Below are 23024 nucleotides of genomic sequence, written 5' to 3'. Positions count from 1 at the left end.
TTTAATGTCTCCTTTCCGCTTCCATTACTTCTTCCAACAGCTCGAGATAATGCTCGTAGCGCAACAGGGAAATCCGCCCGTCCTCCACAGCATCCTTGACCGCACACCCCGGCTCGCGATAATGAAGGCAGCCGGTAAACCTGCACCGCGGCGCATAGTCGTCAAATTCAGGGTAATAACCGGGAAGTTCCTCGCGGCGGACCGGTGGCAGGTACATGCTGGAAAAGCCCGGCGTATCCGCCACCAGCCCCCCCGCCGCCAGGGGAATCAGCTCAACATGCCTGGTAGTATGCCTGCCCCGCTTCAACTTGCGGCTGATTTCACCAGTTTTTAACTTCAGCCCGGGTTGCAATGCGTTGAGCAGGCTGGATTTGCCCACCCCGGACGGGCCGGCCAGCACGGAAATGCGCTCCTTGAGAAGTTCCCTTAAATCATCAATGTTGGTGCCCTTTTGGGCGCTGACCCGGAGTAATGGGTACCCTGTGGGCTCATAGTGCCGCAGTATATCGAGCTCGCCGGCGGCTGCCAGGTCAATTTTATTAAAACAAATTACGGGCTCGATTCCGGCCGCCCGGGCTTGCAGTAGAAAACGGTCCAGCAGCATCGTGTTCGGCCTGGGGTCGTTTATGGAAAAAACAATCACGGCCTGGTCGACGTTGGCCACGGGAGGTCTGACCAGTTCCGACGCCCGGGGTAAAATATCCTCCACCACGCCCTCGCCTTCACCGGCCGGGTTGACGCGCACCCGGTCGCCCACCAGCACCTGCCCGTGCCGCCGGCGAATTTTGCCCCTGATGACGCATTTTAAAATGCGGTCCCCGGTCTGAACAAAATAAAATCCACCGTAGGCCTTGATGATTATTCCAACCATAAAACCACCTATTGGGGCAATTCCTCTTCCATAATCAGCTTGCCGTCAATAAACACCTGCACCACGCCATGCCCGGTATAAGTTATCCTCTGATTGATTTTATCACCGTAAGTATGGGAATCGGAATACTGCACACTCCTGCCTTCCAGGTCATTCACCACTATCTCCACCAGGTGGGCCCGCCCGTCGTTTGGTATTTCATCTTTGATCTTGACAACGGCCCCTCTTTCCACCGGACCGGGGGCGCTGTTCAGCACAACGGTGATTGCCGTTCCCTCCTCAACCTCGGTGTTGGGATCCGGGATCTGCCCGATGATTTGGTTCCGGAAATAATTCGGGTTGAAACTATACTTTATATCTTTTTCGTTAAGCACAAGGTTCAAATCTTTTAAAATCTCCCGGGCTTCTTCGAGGGTCTTTCCGGTGAGATCGGGCACAACCTGCATCTTTGGCTCCGGCCCCATACTAATGGTAAACTGCACCGTCGATCCCTTGGGCACACTCTCCCCCGCGGCCGGGGACTGCTTGAAAACCCGGCCCGGTTCCATCTCGGGATGGTAGTCTTCCGCGGGCTGGGCCGGCACCAGGCCGGCCGCCCTGAGTTTGTATTCCGCGTCGGAAACCGTTAAACCGTACAGGTCGGGCACCTTGCGCAACTCCACCCCTTTACTGACCGTCAGGGTAATCACCCGGGGCGGTTTAACCTTGGGTTTTTCCGGGCCATAGTCCTGGGCGATGACGATTCCCGGTTCCTCATCGCTGTATCTTTCCACGGTTTTAACCTCCAGCCCGAGGGCTTCCAATTCGGCTTTGGCCTGCTCAACGGGTTTTCCGATCACGTCCGGCACTGTAATTTCGGGTACATTTAAATAATAATTATAAAACCCGTAGACTCCACCGGCCAAAAGCCCGGCCAGCAGGACCAGCACGGCCACCCATACCCACCTGCGTGACCTCGCCGCGCCGGCTTCAGATACGGCGTCCGCTTTCATTTCTTCCGTCTCCGGTCTGGCAGCAGCCGCCCTCCGGGCGATCTCTCCGGCGGGGATGACCACCGTGGCCTGTGATGTGTCGTCAAAGGCCATTTCCAGGTGGCGGGCCAGTTCCCCGGCGCTCTGGTAACGGTGCCGGGGGTCCTTTTCAATGGCGCGCATAACCACCGCGGCCAGTTCTTCGGGTACCTCGGGATTCACCTCGTTCACCGGCCGGGGTGTTTCCTGCACGTGTTTCAGGGCAACGGCGATAGGAGTATCGCCGCTGTACGGGTGCCGGCCGGTGAGCATTTCATATAACAGGATCCCGACGGCGTAGATATCGGACCTGGCGGTGGCGGTTTCACCCCGGACCTGTTCCGGGCTCAAGTAATGCACCGATCCCATGATGGTGTCCGTCCGGGTTATAGTGGCGGCGGTGGCCTCCAGGGCGATTCCGAAATCCGTCAGCTTGGCGCGCCCTTCTTCCGTGACCAGGATATTATGCGGTTTGACATCCCTGTGGACGATGTTGTTCTGGTGGGCGTGTTCCAGGGCTTCACAAACCTGGACTGTAAAACGCACGGCCTCTTCGGGTGAAAGGGGGCCGCGTTTTTTGATGATTACCTTCAGGTTGTCTCCGGGCACATATTCCATCACCAGGTAATGCACGCCGTCTTCCTGGCCCACGTCGTGGATGTTGACTATATTCGGGTGGGACAGGCTGGCCACAGCCTGGGCCTCCCGGCGGAAACGCCGGATGAAATCTTCGTCCGAGGTGAATTCCGGACGCAAAACCTTGATTGTAACCAGGCGGTTCAGGTAAGTGTCCTTGCCCTTGTAGACGATGGCCATCCCGCCCCCGCCCAGTTTTTCCAGTATTTCATACCTGTTTCCCAGCATTTTGCCGATCATAAAACATTCACCTCGGATATTTGGTACTATCCCTAACTGCGCTGCTCTTGTTTATTGGGCGCTCCGGCGGTTTCGCTCCATTCCTTTCACAATTCCACTCTCCGGGCCGGAGCTATAACCGGTCAAGTGCCCGGCGGATGATTTCCCGGGCAATGGGCGCGGCGTTGGCACCACCGGACCCCGCGTTTTCAACCAGTACGGCCACCGCTACCCGGGGGGCCTCCGCGGGCGCAAAGGCCACAAACCAGGCGTGGGGCTCGCCGTGCGGGTTTTCCGCCGAGCCGGTTTTGCCGGCCACCGTCACGCCGGGCAGCGCCGCCGACCGGCCCGTGCCCTCCCTGACAACGGCAATCATTGCTTCCTTCAAGACCCCGGCCACGGCCGGGTCCATGGCCCGGAGCCACACCTCCGGTTTATACTTCCTTCCGCCGCCTTCCGGGCTATAGTAACCCGCCACGAGGTAAGGCTTCATGATCACCCCGTCGTTGGCCACGGCGCAGGCCAACAGGGCCGCCTGCAACGGGCTGATCAGTATTTCGCCCTGCCCGATGGCAGTTGAGGCAACGGCCGGGTCGTCCATTTTACCGGCCGGCGGAATGCTGCCTTCATACACAGGCAGGGGGAAATCCGGTTTAACTCCCACCCCGAACTCCCGGGCCACCCGGGTAAGTTTTTGCGGCCCCAGGGCCAGCCCGTAGCGGCCGAAAGCCACGTTACATGATTTAGCAAAGGCATCCTGGAAATCAACCATTCCATGCGCCGCGTAGTCCCGCAGGGTAAAACCGCCAACAGCCAGCCTGCCCGTACAGTTGATCGTCTTCTCCGTTATACCCGGCGCCCCGGCCAGCACGCCCGCCGCCGTAACAATTTTAAACACCGAGCCGGGCGGGTAGGCCCCCTGGGCGGCCCTGTTTAAAAGGGGTGATCCGGCGCGGTTCAGGTAATCCGTCACCCTGTTCGGGTCGTAGTCCGGGTAACTGGCCATGGCCAGCACTTCCCCGGTGGCCGGGTTGATCGCCACAGCGGCCCCCTTTTTGCCCCGCAGCAAGCCGGCCGTGAATTGCTGCAGGTCGGCGTCGATGGTCAGGATCACATTGTTTCCCGTTGCGGGCTGGCCCAGGATGCGGTTAAATAAATTGGAAAGCTTATTATCATTTTCCAGACCCAACAACACCGGGGCCTGGGATTTTTCCAGCCCGGCGGAACCGTACCGGCTCGAATAATAGCCGATAATGTGAGCGGCGGCGGCGCCCAGCGGGTATTCCCTGGTATAGCCCCGTTCGGCCGGCACGCTGCGGGCCAGTACGCGGCCGTTTCGGTCCAGGATGTCCCCCCGCTTGATGATGTTTTCCCGGGCGGAAACCCGGGGGTCAACCGGGCCGGTCCCGGTGCCGGTGATATGGGCGATATATGGCGGTATCGCGGCCAGGTACAGGCAGATGGCCGCCAGCCCGGCCAGGATAAAGTAAGCCAGCCTGCGAACGTTAGCTTTCATCTGACACGGTTCCGCCGGATATATTCAGCAACATGCCCGCCAGGATAAAGTTTGCCACCAGCGAACTCCCCCCGTAACTAATAAATGGCAGGGTAATCCCCGTCATGGGCAATAATTTGGTTACCCCCGCGATGATAATGAGTACCTGCAGGCCAAGCAGGGCCGTAAAACCGGCCGCCATAATTTCGGAATAATCATCCCGCGACGCCAGTGATATCTTAAAGCCGCGATAGACCAGGATCATGAACAACATCAGGATTCCCGCACCGCCCAGCAACCCGGTTTCCTCGCAAATGGCGGAAAAGATAAAATCGGTGTGTACCGCCGGAATAAAACCGGGATAACCGGCTCCCAGGCCCGTCCCGAAGATGCCCCCCGCGTTGATGGCGTAGAGTGACTGGATGATCTGGTACCCCGCACCCTGGGCCGATGCCCAAGGGTTGAGCCAGATGGTTACCCGTGTATGCACGTGGCTCACCGCCATATATGCGGCGGCCGCTCCACCCAGGAACAGGAGCAATCCCAGGGCCACATAAACCACCCTGGACGTGGCCACGTAAACCATGGCCAAAAAGGTGGCGAAATAAATCAGCGCGGTGCCCAGGTCCTTTTGAAAAACAAGCACCAGCAGCGCAATCAGCCACATCCCCAACAACGGTCCCCATTGCTGCGCGCCGGGCAAATAATACTCCCGCCCGCCCCCCAGGCGCAGCGGAACCCGGTTTTCCACCAGGTAGGCGCCCAGAAAAAGCACCAGGAGCAGCTTGACAAATTCGGAAGGTTGAAAGTGAAACAGCTTGAGATCCAGCCAGCTTTTGGCCCCACCCAGCTCGATACCGAAGAAAACCGGCAAGAGCAGCGCCGCAATGCCGGCCAGGGCAATTAGATACTTGTAATCAGCCAGCAGGCGGTAGTTATAAACAAGGGCAGTGGTCAAGTACAGCGCCACCATACCGAAGACCAGCCAAGCCAACTGCCTGTACCCGTATGCGGGCTGAAGACGGAACAAGAAAACTATACCGGTGCCCGTCAAAAAACTAATTACCGGGGTAATATACTGGTCAAACCCGGGCCGTTTTTTCTGCCAGATATAACTTAACACCATAAATCCAATAAAAGTAACAAACGAAGCGGCTGTAACCAAAAGCCCGGCCGTTCCGGGTTCCCGCAAGTAAAGAATGATTCCCCCGGTTAGAGTATACAGAAAAGCAACGGTCAGTAATACCCGTTCCCTACTGCGGCTTCGCATTTAATCCACCGCCAGAAAAATCATGGTTATATTATCGTTACTACCGGCATTGATTGCTTCTGCATACAGGTTGCGTACCACCGCTTCCGGATCCGGCGAAGCCAGGATTAATTCTCCGATCCTGTCTTCCGCCACAAACCCGGTTAAACCGTCCGTACAGAGCAGCAGGCAATCGCCTTGCATAATATTATATTCGAAAAAATCCACTTCAACCCGCGGCCCGATACCGAGCGCCCTGGTTAAAACGTTGCGCTTCGGGTGGTTCATGGCGTCTTCCTCGGTAATGCTGCCGCCGTCCACCAACTCCTGCACCAGTGAATGATCACTGGTCAGTTTGCTGATTTTTTTGTTCCGCAACAAAAGCGCCCTGCTGTCTCCCACGTTGGCCAGGGTAAGCTTGTTCCCTTTTAGCAGGCAGGCGTTTATCGTGGTGCCCATGCCCCGGTGTTCCTCGTGCCCGGCGGCGGAACGATACACCGCTTCGTTGGCCCGCTGGATGCCGCCCGCCAGCAGTTCGCGGTCCGAATAACCCCTGCCGGAATTGTGCCGTACATATTCCTCCAATATTTCCAGGGCCAACCTGCTGGCGACGTTACCGGCCCGGTGTCCCCCCATGCCGTCGGCCACCGCAAAAAGGCCCAGCTCGGGACACGCGCACAGCCAGTCTTCATTCCTCCGGCGCACCGGGCCGCATTCGGTGATCTGACTCCACCTCATAACCCCACCTCACAAACTTCAGTGTTATATCTCCAATTTTGATTTGATCACCATTGGCCAGTACCGCGGGCCGGGTAAGGGGCACCCCATTGAGAAAAGTACCGTTTTTGCTGCCCAAGTCCTCCAACCAGTACTGCCCGTTTTGCAGGTAGATCCTGGCATGGCGGCCCGAAGCAAACCTGCCGGGCAAAACAACGTCGTTGTCATAATCCCTGCCCAGCCTCATTTCAGCGGCAAGATTGAATTCCGCGCCGCTGATGCCGTATTTATCGGGCGCAAGTTCCACCCTCAGCACACCCACTCCGTTTTCGCCGCGGGCTCGCCGGCGTAAAGGCGAAGCGCTCCCGGTCGGTATTACGGCAGTCGCTCCCCGGCGCGCCGCCCCGTTGTTCCCAAGTGAACCGGTGCGCTGCAAATCCCTGATCAGGTAATTCAGCAATATAAATATAAATACGTAAATCAACACTAAAAACGCGGTGCGTGCAATGAACAAAATAATATCCAAGTTTATTCCACCTTGAAAGCCAGCACTACTCTGCCCACCTTGATGGTATCCCCGGGCGCCAGCTCGGTTTGTTTAATCCTGACCCCATTGACATAAGTGCCGTTCGTACTTCCCTGGTCCTTGATCAGATACCGGTCGCCGCTGCGGGTGATCACGGCGTGCCTTCTGGAAACACTGTAATCGGGCAGGTAAATATCGCAAATTTCTCGGCGCCCGATGACCGCCAGGTTTCCGGCGACAACAAATTTTTTGGCCCCGCCTGCGCCTTCCACAACCACCAGCTCTGCTTTCCGGTCATGCCGGTACTGCGGCGTTTCCCGTGCGTGCACCTCCCGCACCGGGGTATATTGCAGCGTCTCTTCCGGTACCGCCCCGGCATCTTCCGCATTACCGGCGGTTTGGTCAAAGAAACTCTCCATCTTCAGTTGACCGGCCGCAACATCCTTGTCTTCCTGGAAATTGACCCTCACCGGCCCCAGCAAGGTGTATTTTTTTTCTGCCGCTCTGGCGAGTACAAATTCCTTCATTTCCGCAGATAACCGGTCAATAAGCGGTCGAACGGAATTAAAATCTTCCGGGTTCAGGTAGATTTCGTAACGGTTGGGCACGTAAATCTCATTTAGCCCGGCCCTGCGCCGGTCGCGCATTTCCCGGGCCAGCCGTTTGGCCACATCAACGGGTTGCAGGCCGCCCCCGAATTTATCCTTGAAAAATCCCTCAATATATTTTTCCAGGTTACCTTCCAGCTCCGAGAAAAAGCCCACCGCTTTCACCCCATTCCCGAGCTTAAATGATTTGAGTTAATTCTATTATATTATGAGACGCCCCGGCGGTTTCTTCCGTTTTGATCTCCGGCCAGAACCCGGCGCCTCAGCTGGCCGCAGGCGGCATTAATGTCCAGCCCCAGTTCCCGGCGCACGGTCACCGGGTAGCCGGCCCGCTCCAGTATTTCTTTGAACAGCCGCACATTTCCCGGCCTGCTGCGTCCCATGCCGCGCTCGGGCACCGGGTTGACCGGGATTAAATTAATATGGCAGTGAATGCCGGCAAGGATCCTTGCCAGTTCCCCGGCGTGTTCCCGGGTGTCATTGACGTTGTGAATCAAAGCATATTCGAAAGACACCCGGCGGCCGGTGGTCTCAGCGTAGGCGCTACAGGCGGGAAGCAGTTCCTCCAGCGGGTACGCCTTATTCACCGGTACCAGCCTGTCGCGCAATTCGTTGTTGGGAGCGTGCAGGGAAACCGCCAGCGTAATGGCCAGGCGTAGGCGCATCAAGTCGTAAATGCGCGGAACGATACCGCTGGTGGACAGGGTGATGTGCCTGTGCCCGATATTGAGCCCGTACCGGGCGTTCACCAGCTCCAGGAATTTAACGGTAGCCTCGTAATTATCCAGCGGCTCGCCGGAGCCCATGAGCACGATGCTCCTGACGCGCCGGCCCGAATCCCGCTGCATGGCCCAGATCTGGCCCAGCATTTCGCCCGGGCTGAGATTGCGCACCAGCCCTTCCAGCCCGGAGGCGCAGATTCTGCACCCCATGCGGCACCCCACCTGGGTGGACAGGCAGGCCGAATGGCCGTAGCGATACTGCATCAACACACTTTCCACCGCCTGGCCGTCGGCCAGGCCCAACAGGTACTTGATGGTACTGCCGTCCCGGGAAACTTTTTTATCCCAAACAGTGAGCCCGCCCTGGTGAAATGCGCGGGCAAGTTTTTCGCGCACTTCTTGCGGCAGGTTGGTCATTTCTGCAAAAGAGGTGGCCCCCTTTTTGTGCACCCAGTCCGCGACCTGCGCGGCCCTGTATTTTGGCAGCCCCATGGCGGTAATTTCCCTTTCCAGTTCAGCCAGGGTCAAATCCCTGATATGGGGGAGACCGGCCATTCGGCAATTCCTCCTCCGGCAAGTAGATATTTCTACGCCGATTGCGTTACTCCTCTTTGGTAGGGTCCGCCACGCCCCAAGGGGTCATGACTATTGGGATATGACAGGCTAAGCAACGCTTCCAGTGTTCCACTCATTCCAGAAACCCGCCGGATCGCCCTGCGAATCGTTGAACGGGGTGCTGCCCGCCGTTTTTCCTGAGCCTGGCGATAAAGAAACCGTCCAGGCCGTGGATATGGGGCAAGATCTGCAAATAGCCCCTGCTCATTGTGCCCGCGTGGTCCAGGTCGCCCGGCAACAGGCCGGTGAGCGGCTCGCAATGAAAATTTTGATGCGCCCGCAAAAAAGCCTCCACCTGCCCCAGGTTTTCCTCCCTGGTAATGGTGCAGGTGCTGTACACCAGTACCCCCCCGGGTTTGAGGGCGAATGCAACCGCGTTCAATATTTCGGCCTGCAGCTTCGCCAGGGCCTTGATCTGTTCCTCGCCCTTGCGCCACTTGGCGTCCGGGCGCCGGCGCAGCACGCCCAGTCCCGAACAGGGGGCGTCCACCAGCACGTAATCCGCCCAGCCCGAGTATTCCTTTGGAATTTCGCGGGCGTCGGCCAACATGGTGCGGGCGATTTTGACGCCCAGCCGGCGGCAGTTTTCCTCGATTAGCTTGACTTTATGTTCATGCACGTCCAGAGCTAAAATCTCGCCCTGGTTTTGCATCAACTGGGCCAGGTGGGTGGCCTTGCCGCCGGGCGCGCTGGCCACGTCGATCACCCTGGCGCCGGGTTCCGGGCTGACCGCCTGCCCCACCAGGATCGAGCTTTCATCCTGAACCTGAAACAACCCTTCTTGAAACGGGGGCAACCTCCCCAGAGAAATAAAACCGTCCAGTTGCAGGCAGTCCCGGGCATATCGCCCTTTTTGCGCCTTTACCCCCAGGGATCCCAGGATGTCCATCAACGTTTCGGTATCCGTTTTCAACATGTTCACCCGCACGGTGTTGGGCGCCGGCCGGTTGTTGGCCTCGCACAGGGCCGCCGTTTGTTCATAGCCGAATTCAGCCAGCCAGCGGCGCACCAGCCAGGCGGGATGGGAGTGGCGTAACGATATGCTCTCCACCGGTTGCTTCACGGGATCGGGGTAAGTTAGGTGGTCCTTGCCCCGGGCCAGGTTCCGCAGCACACCGTTGACAAATTTAACGATACCGGCGTGCCCGTGCCGGCGGGCCAGGTTGGCCGACTCGTTCACAGCGGCGGAATCGGGCACCCGGTCCATGAACAAAATTTGATAAGCGCCAAGGCGCAAAATATTCCGCACCGGAGCGGCCAAGCCGGACAGAGGGCGGCGCAGGTACTTACCCAGCGCCCAATCCAGCGTGTTCAGCATCCGCAGGGTGCCGTAAACCAGTTCGGTGGTAAAGGCCCGGTCCAGTTTACCGGCGCCGGTTTTATCCAAAACAGCCCCCAAAGCCAGGTTGGCGTAAGCCTCCCGCTCCTCCACATCAACCAGAACCCGCAGGGCCAATTCCCTGGCGCTTAACTGCTGTTTCAAACCTGATCACGTCCAAACGTATCTCTTGGTTTATTGTAAAAAAAACCTGATTGACTCTTCCACCCGCTGTACCGAAAATTTAGTATTAAAGCAGGGGCCGTTGGGTCTTAAATTGGTTACGCCCAGCACCGGTACGGGGTTGGCGTCGAGAATGCCGCTGGTCAAATCCCGCTCGCAAGCGATGGCCACAATAGCCTTGGGCCGGTAGTCGCGCACGTATTTACGGGCCAGGGTTCCGCCCGTGGCCATTCCCACCCGGATACCGTAACGGTCGCGCAGCTTTAATATATCGTTGACGCCGCACTTACCGCAACGGCGACAGTTGTCCACGTTGCCCGTCACCTTGTGCTCGCATTCGCTGTATTGCAGGCAATGCGGGGCCAAAAGCAGCAACTGGTACGGTTCGATTTTAAGTCGCCGGGCATGCACCAGGTCGTTGTTCACTTCAATAAACGATAGTTTGATCCGGTCCATATCGATTCTAAATATTTTACCCAACCCGAGCACCAGGGGGAAAAAAGTGTTCAGGGCTACCCGCATGGGCCCCTGCAGCAGGGCGAAGGGCCGCGAGCGGATAATCGTCAGCACGATCCCCGCCAGGCCGAAACTCGCCAGTAGAATGGCCAGAATCAGCACCGCCGCCAGCGCCAGCAGCACCAGCTTGTAAAACAGCGACCGTTCGGGGCTGAACACCAGGTACCAGATGGCCACCGTGAGCAGCCCCACCACCAGCAGGCTGGCGCCCAACAGGCCGATGTACAGGCGTTTTCGTTCCTGAACCTGCACCATGTTGTTCATAATCAATCATCACCCCCGGTTTGGCCCGCGCCCAGAATCGTGCCGGGGGCAACCGGATTCCCCCGTAGAAATTGGGCGGCATCCATGCTCTTTTTGCCCTGCAATTGCAATTCTTCGATAATGATCATGCCCCGGCCGGTTTGCACCAAAATGCCCCGGCCGGCGTCCGCTTCCAATACCCGGCCCGGTGGCCCGGCTCCCGCCGGGCGTTCCCCCGCCACGTTCACCCGCCAGATTTTCAGCAGTTTGTCGCCCAGGCTGGTACGCGCCCCCGGCCAGGGGTTGAGCCCCCGCACCTGGTTTTTAATGGAGCGGGCATCCCGCCGCCAATCGATTATTTCGTCCCCCCGGGTGAGCATGGGAGCATAGGAGGATTTGGCGTCGTCCTGCGGTATGGGCTGCGCACGCCCGCCCTTGATTTGCTCCAGTGCCCTGACCAGCAGTTCCCCGCCCAGCGCGGCCAGCCGGTCGTGCACCATCCCCACCGTATCGTCGGGTCCGATGGCCACCGCTTCCTGGATGATTATGTCTCCCGTATCCAAACCGGTATCCATCTGCATAATGGTGACGCCCGTTTCGGTTTCACCGTTGATGACGGCCCTGTGGATGGGCGCCGCCCCCCGGTAAGCCGGCAGCAGCGATGCGTGCACGTTGATACAGCCATAGGGCGGCATGTTCAACACGCCAGCGGGCAAAATTTGCCCGAACGCCGCCACAACTACCACATCGGGACTCAGCACGCGCAGCGTCTCAATAAAAGCGGGGTCACGAATTTTCCCGGGTTGGTAAACCGGCAGCCCGGCTTCCAGGGCAGCCGTTTTCACCGGAGAGGAGCGCATTTTTTTGCCCCGGCCTGCGGGCCGATCGGGCTGCGTAACCACTGCCGCAACCTCGTATTGATTTTTCAACAGGGCACGCAATGAAGGCACCGCAAAATCCGGCGTACCCATAAAAACAACTCTCATAACATTACTCCCCAACCACCAAAATCATACTTTTCTCAAGTTTGTTGCCTTATCGATAAACAATATCCCGTCCAGGTGATCTATTTCATGCTGCAGTGCCCTGGCAAAAAAGCCCTCGGCCTCCAGCTCGATTTCGTTGCCCTTGCGGTCAAGACCCCTGACCTTAACCCACGCCGCCCGGGTAACATCCCCCACCATCCCGGGAATACTGAGGCAGCCTTCAGCGTCGGTTTGCATTCCATCAACATCGATAATTTCGGGGTTGATCAACTCCACCAGCCCCTGCCCCACGTCCACAACAATAACTCGTTTGGATACCCCGATCTGCGGGGCGGCCAGGCCGACGCCCTTATTGGCATACATGGTGTCCCTCATGTTATCCAACAATTTTTCAATATTTCTGCCCAGCTTGGTTACGCGCTTGGCCTTCTCGCGCAGAAGATCATCCTCCGCTTCTACAATCTTATAAATGGCCAAAGATGTTCAGCCTCCTTGAAAATGTATATCCATCACATCATACTCATCGGGTCCACATCTATGCTCAGGTGCAGCCCCTTGCCGGGGGAAGCGCCGCCCGAGGCCCGCCAAAATTGTTCCATTACCCGGCGCAAACACTGGTAATCCGGGCTCCAGGCAATCAGGTGCCACCGGTAAATTTCCTTTAACCGGGCCAGCGGAGCCGGCGCCGGCCCCACTATGAATATTTTTCCCCCATCCGGCGCGTTCGCAAACCCGTCTATAAACCCGTCCAATTGTTCCCGGATTTTTTGCGCCGCCGCCTGCACGGCGGATTCATCCCTGCCCGACACCAATAGCCGCACCATTTTGGAAAAGGGCGGGTAACCCGTGGACTTGCGCAGGGCTATTTCGTGCCGGTAGAAGGCGTAATAATCATGCCCGGCGGCGGCCCGCACCGCGTAATGTTCCGGCGTGTAGGTCTGAATTAACACCTCCCCGGGCCTGTCTCCCCGCCCGGTCCGGCCGGCCACCTGGGCCAGCAATTGAAAAGTGCGTTCCCCGGCCCGAAAGTCCGGCATATGCAAGGTAATATCGGCATTAACCACGCCCACCAGGGTTACGCCGGGCAAATCCAGCCCTTTGGCGATCATCTGCGTGCCCACCAGAATATCGGCCGCGCCCCCGGCGAACGCGTCCAAAATCCGCTGGTGAGAGCCCTTGCGGGTGGTGGTATCGGCGTCCATGCGCAATATCCTCGCTTCGGGCAGAGCTTCCTGAAGCTCCCTTTCCACGCGCTGGGTGCCCGCCCCAAAGTAACCCACTTCCCGGCTGCTGCAATCGGGGCATAATTTCGGCGCCACAACGGTGTAATTGCAATAATGGCAGCGCAATCGCCCGTCAATGTGGTATGTCAGGGATATCTCGCAGCGGGGGCACTTCAGTACCAGCCCGCATTCCCGGCAAACCACCAGGGTATTCAGCCCTCTCCGGTTTAAAAAAACAATGGCTTGTTCGTTATTATGTATTTTTTTCCGTAATTTTTGCAACAGCACCCGGGAAAAAATGCTTCCGTTGCCCGCCCGCACTTCCTCGCGCATATCCACAACGCGCACCGCGGGCATACTTCTACCATCAATTCTATTGTCCAGGCTGAGCCGTTTATAAACGCCGCCGGGCAAAGCCCGGCAAAAGGTTTCCAGCGAGGGGGTTGCGCTGCCCAGCACCAGCACGCCATTATGCTTTTGCGCCCGGTACAGGGCTACCGCCCGGGCATGATAGCGGGGCGCCTCCTCCTGCTTATAAGACCACTCGTGTTCCTCATCCACTACCACGAGCCCCGGATCGGGCACCGGAGCCAGCACGGCAGAACGCGCCCCCAACACCACCCGGGCTTCGCCCCGCTCAATGCGGGTCCACTCGTCAAACCGTTCCCCGTCGGACATGCGACTGTGTAACACCGCCACGTTTCGCCCAAAGCGGGCCCGGTACAACCTGACCATTTGCGGGGTCAGGGATATTTCGGGCACCAGCGTAATGGCCTGCCTGCCGGCCCGCAATGCATGCTCAATGCTATGCAGGTAAACCTCGGTCTTGCCGCTGCCGGTTACTCCATGCAACAGAAAAACCTGGTGCCGGCCGGCTTCCAAACCCGTCCGGATCTCGCGCACGGCCCGCTCCTGTTCGGCCGTCAACCGCACTCTCTCCGTATCACCTTCTACCGGCACCGGGAACGGGTCGCGCCAGGGGATTTCCGTTTCCACCCGGAGCAATCCCCTGGCGACCAGCCTGTCGATGACGGACGGCGAGGCGCCGGCAGCAACCGCCAGTTCCCCCCTGCTCATCCCGGGGCGGGTAATGACCGCCTCCAAAACCGCCAGGCTCTTGGGCGCCCGGCGGGCCATTTCCCGGCGCAGGCCGGGCAATTCACCGGGGCCGGCGACACAGAAATACCGGGCAACCCGCCGGGCGGCGGTTTTTTTCAGTGCCGGTGCAATCACGGTTTGCAGCGCCTTGACGATGTCACAAAAATAATAACCGGCCATCCACTTGGCCAGGGCCAACTGATCAGCCCCAAAACAGGGCTGTTCGTCAACCAGCCCGGCTATTTCCTTGACGCCTGCGACCGCTTCATGCTCCCCGAAGCCAACCACAAAGCCGGTAACCCGCCTGCCGCCGAAAGGCACTTGCACCCGGTGACCAAATTGAATTCGCTGCACCAGTTTTTGCGGCACCCGGTATTGAAATGTTCGATCAAACCCAACCCCCGGCACTTCCACCAGTACATCGGCAAACAATTGCTCCGCCATCCACACCCCTCTGTATTGAAACAAACTTTTTCCCCAGGGAATATTTTTCATTAAATAAAAAAATCTTCAGTTGTTCAATATTATAATTATAGACCATAAAGTTATTTTCTCTCAATCCATTTTCTGGTTACCCGTTACCCAAGAAGTTTTCCTTGAATTCTTGTCGCCTTCCGCCGGAGGGTGCTGCGGGGCATGCACAATGGTCAAGCTGTTAAAAATTAATTCCTTTTCATATTGCAGCTGGTTATCCCGGTAATACCGCTGCCTGATTTCAACCCTGGGAACAAACACGGAAAACTCGTGAGGCACCGGCAGGTTTACCCTGCGGGCCATGGTTACCAATAAATCTCCTATTTTTATTGCCGCCACATCGGTTTGCAACTCGCAACACTGCTTACCGGTCCGCTTATCGCTCCTTTTCAACATTTTTTTGAACTTGTTAAAAATCATTTTAATCTCCCCGCGGCATTTTACCACCATATTATGACACGGGGAGTCTAGTGTGATTGCTTAAATATTGCTCCCCACAATGCTCGCAAACACCAAGCTAATAGTAGCCTCCCCGGAGAAATGGAACGGGAACCCAAAATGTTGCATAATAATTAAAACTAAAGCACAGGGATTTATTACTTGGGGATGACAAAATAAAAAGTACTTCCCTTCCCCGGCTTACTGCTGACCTCTATTGATCCGCCGTGGGCTTCTATGATTTTCTTGGCTATAGCCAGCCCCAAACCGGTTCCCCCACCTGTTCTGGCGCGGGATTTGTCCACCTTGTAAAACCTCTCCCAGATTAACGGCTGTTCTTCGGGAGGTATTCCCGGCCCCGTATCGGTAATAGACACTTGCACCATATCCTTTAATTCCGTCAAGTTTACTTTAACTTGGCCTCCAGGAAGGGTTACCCGCACAGCATTGTCCAAAAGATTAATAAGAACTTGCTTTATACGGTCTGGATCGGCTTTTACGGTATATGAACCAGGCGCAAAATCTAAGGACGCTATGATTTGCTTGTCTTCAGCCAGGGCTTGAAATTGCTCAAATACCTGGCTGACCAGATGGATAAGAGAGATTTTTTGCATTTTCATTTCTACCCGGCCTGCTTCAATTTTGCGCAAGTCCAGAATCTCGGCAACCAGCCTGCGCAGCCGGAGAATTTCTTCGTGAATATCCGCCAGGTATTTTTTGCGTTCTGCTTCCGTTCCGGCCATACCGTCTATTAGCGCTTCAGTATACCCCTGAATGATAGAAAGGGGTGTACGCAGTTCATGTGAAACATTGGCCACAAACTCACGCCTGGTTTTGTCCAGCCGCTCTAAAGTAGTAATTTTTTCTTGCAGCTCGGCCGCTAGGGCATTTAAGGAATGAGCCAGTAAACCAATCTCATCTTGTGATTTCACTTCGACCCGGCGGGAGTAATCGCCCCTGGCCATTGACTGTGCTGCTTGATGCATTTTTAGCAAAGGGCGCGATAAAGTACGGGATAACAAAAGGCTTAAAATAGTTGCTAGAGCAATGCCAATCAAACCGGCATAGAGGGTAATTCTCTGCAGAGCGCCGATACGTTCCTCAATCGGCGCCAGAGGCGAACTCAACATAACCGAGCCGGCTATTTTGCCTTCCTTGTATAAGGGCACCGCCACAGTTAATACATCTGTGTCCAAAAAATGATAGGCTCCCCGGTAAGAGATAGTTTTTCCCTGCATTATGGACTGTAAATCAGATTTCTTCCAAGGTAAATCATGATGACCTACCACATTGATCTTTTCGCCGGCAACGTTTTGCATGCTCATGCCCATGCCGATACAATGCACAATATAGCCTTGCTTGTCTATAACCATAATGTTGCCCTTAAAAGCTCCGGCCAGGGTATATAAAAGATTAACGTTCAAGTTTTGATCATGAATTTCTTTAATGGTTGATATATGTCTGGCCTCATTGGTCAGCTCTTCCAACTGCTGGGCATAGTATAATTGCTTCAACTTGGCGGTCTGGAGAACGCCGGTAAAATATAAAATTATCAATACCAGCATGACCATAAGCAGCCATAATTTTATCACGATACTTTTACGCAGGATGTTCATTTATTCCACCTCAAATTTATAGCCAACTCCCCAAACCGTCGAGATATAAGACGATTTATTACCTGATGCCTTTAGCAGTTTATCCCTTAAACGGTTTACATGTGTGTCTACCGTACGGGTATCACCCATGTAATCATAGCCCCAAATGGTTTCCAATAACTCTTCACGGGTGAAAGTGCGCCGGGGCGACCTGGCCAGTTGGTAAAGCAGCTCGTACTCTTTGGGAGTAAGGCTTACAGCCCGGCCATCAACCAATACAAGGCGCAACTCCGGGTTAATGGACAGCCCCGGAAATTGAAGGATATGAGCCTTGGCAGGCTGCTCCGAGAATGGCGCAACCTGGCTTCGGCGCAGCACCGCTTTCACCCTGGCAACCAGTTCCCGTGGGCTAAAAGGCTTGACCACATAGTCGTCAGCGCCCAGTTCCAGGCCAAGAACGCGGTCTATTTCATCGTCCCGAGCGGTGAGCATAATGATGGGTACATTGGAGTTTTTCCTTACTTCTTTACAAACCGCCCAGCCATCAATGCCCGGCATCATCAGGTCCAGGACAATTAAATCCCATTGTCCATCTTTGTACAAGTCCAAAGCTTTCTGCCCGTCGGCAGCTTCCCCGACCATAAAGCCCTCTTTTTCTAAATAAAGCCGCACTAAATCGCGGATTTTTCGTTCATCGTCCACAACCAGTATCTTAGTATTTTCCACCAACCCGGTCCAACCCCCTATTATTAGAGTCTTTAACACAAAACCACCTGGTTTCATAGATTTTCATTGAAAATAGTGTTAGTTAGAACTTTTCATGAAAGACCGGCGGCCTTGACAGCCCCAGGGCTGTCAAGGCTACCCTACGGCGCCTGGTGAATTAATTGATCTTTAAATTCCTTTGGGTATCTCTTGTGCTTCATTCTTATCCCTTTCTGCTAATTTAAAGTTTATCTTATTTGGAGATAAGACTCAAATTCTTTTAAGGGGCTATATAGAACCAACCTCCGGTGTTGATATAGTGTAAATACCGGCATGCGTAGGTTCATCCCAATACCGGATTAGCTGGTTTCGATAACTAAATAAATAACCCCTGCGTTGAACAGGGGTAGTTAGTCGATTTTTATTAGGGGATTAGTGCTTATGGCCGCGCATCATCAGCTTAATTACCCATCATCCCGCCAAATCCGTTATTTCCGCCAAAATTACCCATCATGCCTCCGAAACCCATCATACCGGAGCCCATCCTGGAACCCATCGGGCCAAAGCCGTTTTGGGTATGGAAATCACGCATATAATTGAAGTGATCTTACCAGGCTTTAGCCTGTTCCGGCGTTATACGACCGTCCTTTTGAGCTTGTTGCCACCGTGCACATCGCCAAAAGAAGTTGCCTCAGAGGCATATAGAGTTATTATAATGAACGTCACTGATTGTGACAAATTTGTTAAACTTCTGAGACCATTTTGTAAAATATTCATTCTATGATAAACCCATAAGGTGTAAGCCTTAAACGAACAAGATAAAAAGGAGGTATTTGGTTATGATGGGATTTGGATTTGGCGATGGCATTAGCTCATTGCTATGGGGTTTTTCCATGCTGTTTTCCATGCTCCTGCCTGTGATCATTATAGTTGGTGTAGTTTACTTGGTGATCAGCATGTTGGAACGAAGAAAAAAAATGTCAATTGGTAAATCTGGGGCACCGGACCCGCTGACTATCCTAAAAAAAAGGTACGCCAGCGGCGAAATATCCAAAGAAGATTTTAATAGCATGAAAGAGGATTTACTTACAAGGTGAACTTACCCAAGGTTTTAATTGCCCTTCCCCCAATTTAATTTTCCCTTTAGTAAAAACCTCATTTGCCGGGTAATAATCCACCCGGCTTTTACTTTTTTAGTTCCTTTTACGCATAAAAACCGAAACCTGGACGGTTCCGGCTCTTTCTTAAAGTTAATTTAGGTATGTTAATAGGTCGGCCTGTTTAATTTAACTCTGTCTACGTAGTTCCCCATACCTGGCAATTACATACGCCACAACCAGACCGTAAATAAAATAATTTATAATATGGAAAAGAACTGTAAGAGTATCTTTATCCATCTGCGGCATTATTTGCATCACGTGTACCATAAAACCCATGCCCCCCAGCAGCATAAAACCGGCCAGGGCCAGCCCTTTTAACCAGTATAAATCCTTCCCTGTATATTTCATATAGTGTGCCAGCAGCACTCCCCCTGCCGAGCCAACCATTAGATGGGATATAATACTGATAATAAAGCCTATAGGTGTATTAAGCTGATCCCTAGCAACAAATATTGCTCCCGATACTTGCAGTGTTGTTATCTTGACCAGGCCCATAAGTTTCCATATTTCAGAGAAACCATGCATGACCACTGTTCCGGTTGTCCCCGCCAGTGCACCTATGGCCAGGGTGTCACGAGTTATTTTCTTAACTAATCCCGTATTCGCTGTTTTTCCCGCTGAAGTATTCTCACCGGTTTTTCGTTTAATATTAACCGTAGCAAGCGACGGGAAAAGGGTTGGACTATCCAGCCACCCATTCATTTTTAGATATTTTACCATTTCATCCCTGAAATCCATTACCCGGGTTACATCCTCGATCAATATGGAACGCAATTGCTCGTCATGGCTTACCGGCTCCAGTGTGCGTGTCAGTAGGTCTACGTTCCCTTGTACCAGTAACAAGCTCTCGTTGGCAATTTGCCTGTCGCTCAACATTTGAGGGTTAATCGGGAACTGTGCATCTACGGCATGGCGGTCCAGTCCTACCAGGCCACGCTTGGCCATTTCCTCTTTTAAAACATCAATATTTTTAACTAAAAGCTCGCGATATCCTTTTAATAAAAATCTTAAATCCTGATCTTGAACATAATCCTCCAAAAAGCTTAAACGTTCTTGCGCGGTTAAGTTATATTTAATAATTTCCCATAAATTGCAACTTTCTGTTTTATTGGTATTACGCTGTTTAGTTGGCGGCTTTCTGCGTATACGTGGTATAGCCATGAATATAACCCCTTCTTTTTTATAAGAATTAAACTAAAGATATTTTTTGCTTTTTACCGGCTTTTAATCCACGTATAAAAATGAAATCAACCCCACCATGCATGCTATTTGGCGAGTACTACCATAAACCTGTCTATTTCTTTAATTGTCCTTGCACCGGAATTAGCCATTGTCACATCTATATCCGCCAGTAAATTACAGACCACCCTGATAACACCAATCATGAGGCTATGTCTTGAAATGTTCAATTAATCAGTTATCACCTTTCCCTTGTGCCAGCCAGTGGTTGCAGGAAATGGTCGAAATATGCAGAAAATGCTTAATGAGTAAACCGGTACGGGCATGAGCAAGGGGACCTTGCTCTGCAGGTTATTGCCAAAACAATTAAGACTAATGTGCGTATCACCGACGTGGTCGGTCGTATTGGCGGGGACGAGTTTGTGATTATATGTCCGGGTTTAAAAAGAGCTCAAAGCGCCGGTTTAGTACAGAGGATCAAAAAAGCTGTTGCGCATCAAGCCTGGAAATATCCTTTGAGCGTCTCGGCAGGTATTTCGGTGTACCCGGAAGATGGCCTGACAGCGGATGTGTTATTGTGCAGGGCTGATGAAAACATGTACCGCAACAAAGCCCAAAACTATTAAACTATATATTGAAGAAACTAAATCCATTTCTATGACAACCCCGGCTTGAAGCGCCGCAACCTGAGGGCATTGGTCACCACCGACACCGAACTGAAGGCCATGGCCGCCCCGGCAATCACCGGGTTGAGAAAGCCCAGGGCAGCCACCGGAATGCCCACTGTGTTATAAACCAGCGCCCAGAAGAGGTTCTGCTTGATATTCTTAATGGTGGCCCGGCTGAGCCTGATGGCGGCCACAATGCCCCTCAAATCCCCCCTCATCAGGGTAATATCTGCCGCTTCAATAGCCACGTCTGTGCCGGTACCGATGGCAAATCCGACATCAGCGGTGACCAGGGCCGGGGCGTCGTTGATTCCGTCCCCCACCATACCCACTACCTTGCCCTGCCCGCGCAGCTTTTCAACCTGTTGCGCTTTGTCCTCCGGAAGCACCTCCGCCAGCACGTTCTCAATTCCAACCTGCCGGGCAATGGCTTCGGCGGTGCGCCGGTTGTCCCCTGTAAGCATCCAAACCTCCAGACCCATTTCCTTTAAACGGCTTATAGCTTCTTTCGAATTTTCTTTAATGGTGTCCGCGACACCGATAACACCCGCCGGCTTGCCGTCCACCGCCATCAGCATGGCGGTCTTACCCTGTTCTTCAAGGTTTTCGACATCTGCGGTCAGACCGGATATGTTAATATTGTGCTCCTGCATCAGTTTTCTGGTACCCAGCAGAACTTTACTGCCTTCGATTTCCGCCACCACCCCGTGGCCGGGTATGGCCTTGAACTGCTGCGGGTCATTTAAAACGGCGCCTTTTTCTTTAGCATAATTTACAATGGCCTGGGCCAGGGGATGCTCGGAATTTTTTTCCGCCCTGCCGGCCAGCTGCAGCAAGTCTTTTTCGTACCCGCGGTACTCCGGCGCCGTGATCAGATCCGTTAATGCGGGCTCCCCCTTGGTGATGGTTCCGGTTTTGTCCAGGATGATGGCTGTCAGTTTATGGGCCTTTTCCAGGTATTCGCCGCTTTTGATCAGTATGCCGTTTTCAGCTCCTTTGCCGGTGCCCACCATGATTGATGTTGGCGTGGCAAGGCCCAGGGCGCAAGGGCAGGCAATCACCAGGACGGCGGTAAAGTTTAACAGAGATCTGGTAAAGTCGCCGGGAGCGCCATAGTAGAACCATGCGAGAAATGTAATCAGAGCCACTACTACCACAGCCGGTACGAAATAGGCGGAAATCACGTCAGCCATGCGCTGGATCGGCGCCTTGGAACCCTGGGCCTCCTCCACGATTTTGATGATCTGTGCCAGGGCGGTGTCCTTCCCCACCTTGGTGGCCTCGAACTTGAAAGTTCCCAATTTGTTAATAGTAGCTCCAATCACCTCGTCGCCGGTTTTCTTATCTACCGGAACACTTTCTCCGGTGAGCATGGATTCATCAACGGTGGAATAACCGTCTCTTACTACTCCATCCACCGGGATTTTTTCGCCGGGTCGAACCACCACCAAATCCCCCACTTCCACTTCCTCCACGGGTATCTCCATCTCCCGGCCGCCTCTGATTACACGGGCGTTTTTGGCCTGGAGGCCAATCAGTTTTTTGATGGCTTCCGAGGTCCTCCCCTTGGCGATGGTTTCAAGGGTTTTCCCCAGCAGGACCAGGGTGATGATAATGGCCCCGGTTTCGTAGTAAACTTCTGTATTTCCAATGCGTTCGGCAAAAAAGGTTGTTGCTACACTATACAGGTAGGCAGCGGTGGTTCCCAGGGCCACCAGCACCGCCATGTTGGCGCTCCGCCCCCGCAGGGCTACGTAAGCTTCCTTGTAAAAGTTAGCCCCTGCTATAAACTGAACCGGAGTAGCCAGGGCAAACTGGAAGTAGGGGTTAAAGAAAAGGGCCGGGGCCATACCGTGTAAATTCAAAACCATTGCCAGCATATAAACCACAAGAGGTGCGGAAAAAATAGCGGAAAAAATCACCAGGGATTTTTGCCGCCGAATTTCCCTTTCCCTTTCTTCCCGCTCCAGGTCAGCCGTAGTCTTGTCGTCCACTTCAGAAGCTTTGTAACCGATACCGGCCACAGCTTTTTTAATTTGCGGAACATCGATCTCCGCCGGGTTGAATTCCACCACGGCCTTTTCAGTGGCGAAGTTCACCGCCGCACGGGTGACACCGGGCAGTTTGTTGAGGCCTTTTTCGATCCTGGCGGCGCAGGCCGCGCAGCTCATTCCGGAAAGTTTCAATTCTGTACGTCCTGTCACCGGCCGGTAACCGGTTTCCTTGATCTTGTCTAAAATTTTCTCAGAGCTTACCGATTCAGATAGGTAATCCACGGTGGCGGTTTCAGCCGCGAAATTTACCCTGGCACTCTCGACGCCGGGAATTTTTGCAAGCGCTTTTTCAATGCGGCCGGCGCAGGCCGCGCAGGACATCCCGGCTATTTTAACCGTTAGTTTCTTTAATCCTTCCGGTTTAGGTCGGGTGGTAGCTGCTTGAATGTTTGCCATATAACTCCCTCCGAACTAATCAAGATTTTATAAAAAGCTTTAATAAAAGTTATTTTTAAGTAAGATACCCCGGAAAGCCGGGGCAATTCGCAACTTACAGTATTTAATTACTGGAATTGT

Annotated in this window: 19 protein-coding genes and 1 pseudogene; 2 read left to right on the top strand and 18 right to left on the bottom strand. The window is 54.1% G+C overall.

From position 1 onward, the window contains the following. Position 1 precedes the first annotated feature (1 nt). From rsgA to IT084_RS04945, 16 genes are all read right to left on the bottom strand, one after another. The gene (gene rsgA, locus IT084_RS05020; protein ID WP_195711714.1) at positions 2-871 is read right to left on the bottom strand and encodes a ribosome small subunit-dependent GTPase A; all 870 of its coding nucleotides are present in this window, start codon (positions 869-871) and stop codon (positions 2-4) included. An 8-nt stretch (positions 872-879) separates the two neighbouring features. After that, positions 880-2757, bottom strand: coding sequence for a Stk1 family PASTA domain-containing Ser/Thr kinase (gene pknB / locus IT084_RS05015; protein WP_195711712.1), 1878 nt, complete (start codon positions 2755-2757; stop codon positions 880-882). A 112-nt stretch (positions 2758-2869) separates the two neighbouring features. Next, the gene (locus IT084_RS05010) at positions 2870-4252 is read right to left on the bottom strand and encodes a penicillin-binding protein 2 (protein ID WP_195711711.1); all 1383 of its coding nucleotides are present in this window, start codon (positions 4250-4252) and stop codon (positions 2870-2872) included. Continuing rightward, the gene (locus IT084_RS05005) at positions 4242-5501 is read right to left on the bottom strand and encodes an FtsW/RodA/SpoVE family cell cycle protein (protein ID WP_195711710.1); all 1260 of its coding nucleotides are present in this window, start codon (positions 5499-5501) and stop codon (positions 4242-4244) included. The genes IT084_RS05010 and IT084_RS05005 overlap by 11 nt, the downstream gene beginning before the upstream one ends. Beyond that, the gene (locus IT084_RS05000; protein WP_195711709.1) at positions 5502-6218 is read right to left on the bottom strand and encodes a Stp1/IreP family PP2C-type Ser/Thr phosphatase; all 717 of its coding nucleotides are present in this window, start codon (positions 6216-6218) and stop codon (positions 5502-5504) included. It lies immediately after the preceding gene. Continuing rightward, complete coding sequence (locus IT084_RS04995) at positions 6169-6723, bottom strand: FHA domain-containing protein (protein ID WP_195711708.1); 555 nt, start codon at positions 6721-6723, stop codon at positions 6169-6171. Before IT084_RS04995 ends, IT084_RS05000 begins: the two co-directional genes overlap by 50 nt. Before the next feature lie 2 nt (positions 6724-6725). Further along, positions 6726-7487: a DUF3662 and FHA domain-containing protein gene (locus IT084_RS04990; RefSeq protein WP_195711707.1), complete on the bottom strand. Its 762-nt coding sequence runs from the start codon at positions 7485-7487 to the stop codon at positions 6726-6728. Between the two features lie 50 nt (positions 7488-7537). After that, positions 7538-8608, bottom strand: coding sequence for a 23S rRNA (adenine(2503)-C(2))-methyltransferase RlmN (rlmN, locus tag IT084_RS04985; RefSeq protein WP_195711706.1), 1071 nt, complete (start codon positions 8606-8608; stop codon positions 7538-7540). A gap of 133 nt (positions 8609-8741) precedes the next feature. Next, on the bottom strand, positions 8742-10151 hold the full coding sequence (gene rsmB / locus IT084_RS04980; RefSeq protein WP_195711705.1) for a 16S rRNA (cytosine(967)-C(5))-methyltransferase RsmB: 1410 nt from the start codon (positions 10149-10151) through the stop codon (positions 8742-8744). Between the two features lie 30 nt (positions 10152-10181). Beyond that, entirely contained in the window at positions 10182-10949 is a 768-nt protein-coding gene (locus tag IT084_RS04975; RefSeq protein ID WP_243276777.1) for a DUF116 domain-containing protein, read from the bottom strand. 2 nt (positions 10950-10951) lie between these two features. After that, positions 10952-11914 (bottom strand): methionyl-tRNA formyltransferase, encoded by a 963-nt coding sequence (gene fmt, locus IT084_RS04970; protein WP_195711704.1) that lies wholly within the window; start codon positions 11912-11914, stop codon positions 10952-10954. A 24-nt stretch (positions 11915-11938) separates the two neighbouring features. Further along, complete coding sequence (gene def, locus IT084_RS04965; RefSeq protein ID WP_195711703.1) at positions 11939-12391, bottom strand: peptide deformylase; 453 nt, start codon at positions 12389-12391, stop codon at positions 11939-11941. Positions 12392-12423: 32 nt separating this feature from the next. Continuing rightward, positions 12424-14703, bottom strand: coding sequence for a primosomal protein N' (priA, locus tag IT084_RS04960; protein WP_313885423.1), 2280 nt, complete (start codon positions 14701-14703; stop codon positions 12424-12426). 87 nt (positions 14704-14790) lie between these two features. Then, positions 14791-15129, bottom strand: coding sequence for a hypothetical protein (locus tag IT084_RS04955; protein ID WP_195711701.1), 339 nt, complete (start codon positions 15127-15129; stop codon positions 14791-14793). Positions 15130-15305: 176 nt separating this feature from the next. Further along, positions 15306-16763: an ATP-binding protein gene (locus IT084_RS04950; RefSeq protein WP_195711698.1), complete on the bottom strand. Its 1458-nt coding sequence runs from the start codon at positions 16761-16763 to the stop codon at positions 15306-15308. Beyond that, positions 16764-17468, bottom strand: a complete 705-nt coding sequence (locus tag IT084_RS04945) for a response regulator transcription factor (protein WP_313885426.1) — start codon at positions 17466-17468, stop codon at positions 16764-16766. A gap of 818 nt (positions 17469-18286) precedes the next feature. Between IT084_RS04945 and IT084_RS04940 the strand changes: the two genes are divergently transcribed. Beyond that, positions 18287-18544 (top strand): SHOCT domain-containing protein, encoded by a 258-nt coding sequence (locus IT084_RS04940; protein ID WP_195711694.1) that lies wholly within the window; start codon positions 18287-18289, stop codon positions 18542-18544. A 189-nt stretch (positions 18545-18733) separates the two neighbouring features. On the opposite strand, the gene IT084_RS04935 is transcribed toward IT084_RS04940, so the two are convergent. Further along, positions 18734-19768, bottom strand: a complete 1035-nt coding sequence (locus IT084_RS04935; RefSeq protein ID WP_195711692.1) for a hypothetical protein — start codon at positions 19766-19768, stop codon at positions 18734-18736. A gap of 344 nt (positions 19769-20112) precedes the next feature. Between IT084_RS04935 and IT084_RS18970 the strand changes: the two are divergent. Beyond that, positions 20113-20412: pseudogene (locus IT084_RS18970) on the top strand (GGDEF domain-containing protein); the annotation flags it as partial. A 29-nt stretch (positions 20413-20441) separates the two neighbouring features. Here the strand turns inward: IT084_RS18970 and IT084_RS04925 are convergent. Further along, positions 20442-22904: a heavy metal translocating P-type ATPase gene (locus IT084_RS04925; protein WP_195711690.1), complete on the bottom strand. Its 2463-nt coding sequence runs from the start codon at positions 22902-22904 to the stop codon at positions 20442-20444. Between the last annotated feature and the right edge of the window lie 120 nt (positions 22905-23024).

This window comes from Desulfallas sp. Bu1-1 (assembly GCF_015594625.1).
Taxonomy (GTDB): Bacteria; Bacillota; Desulfotomaculia; order Desulfotomaculales; family Desulfallaceae; genus JADNRQ01.
Note: the sequence above shows the minus strand (reverse complement) of the source record. Positions and strands in the feature narration are given on the sequence as shown.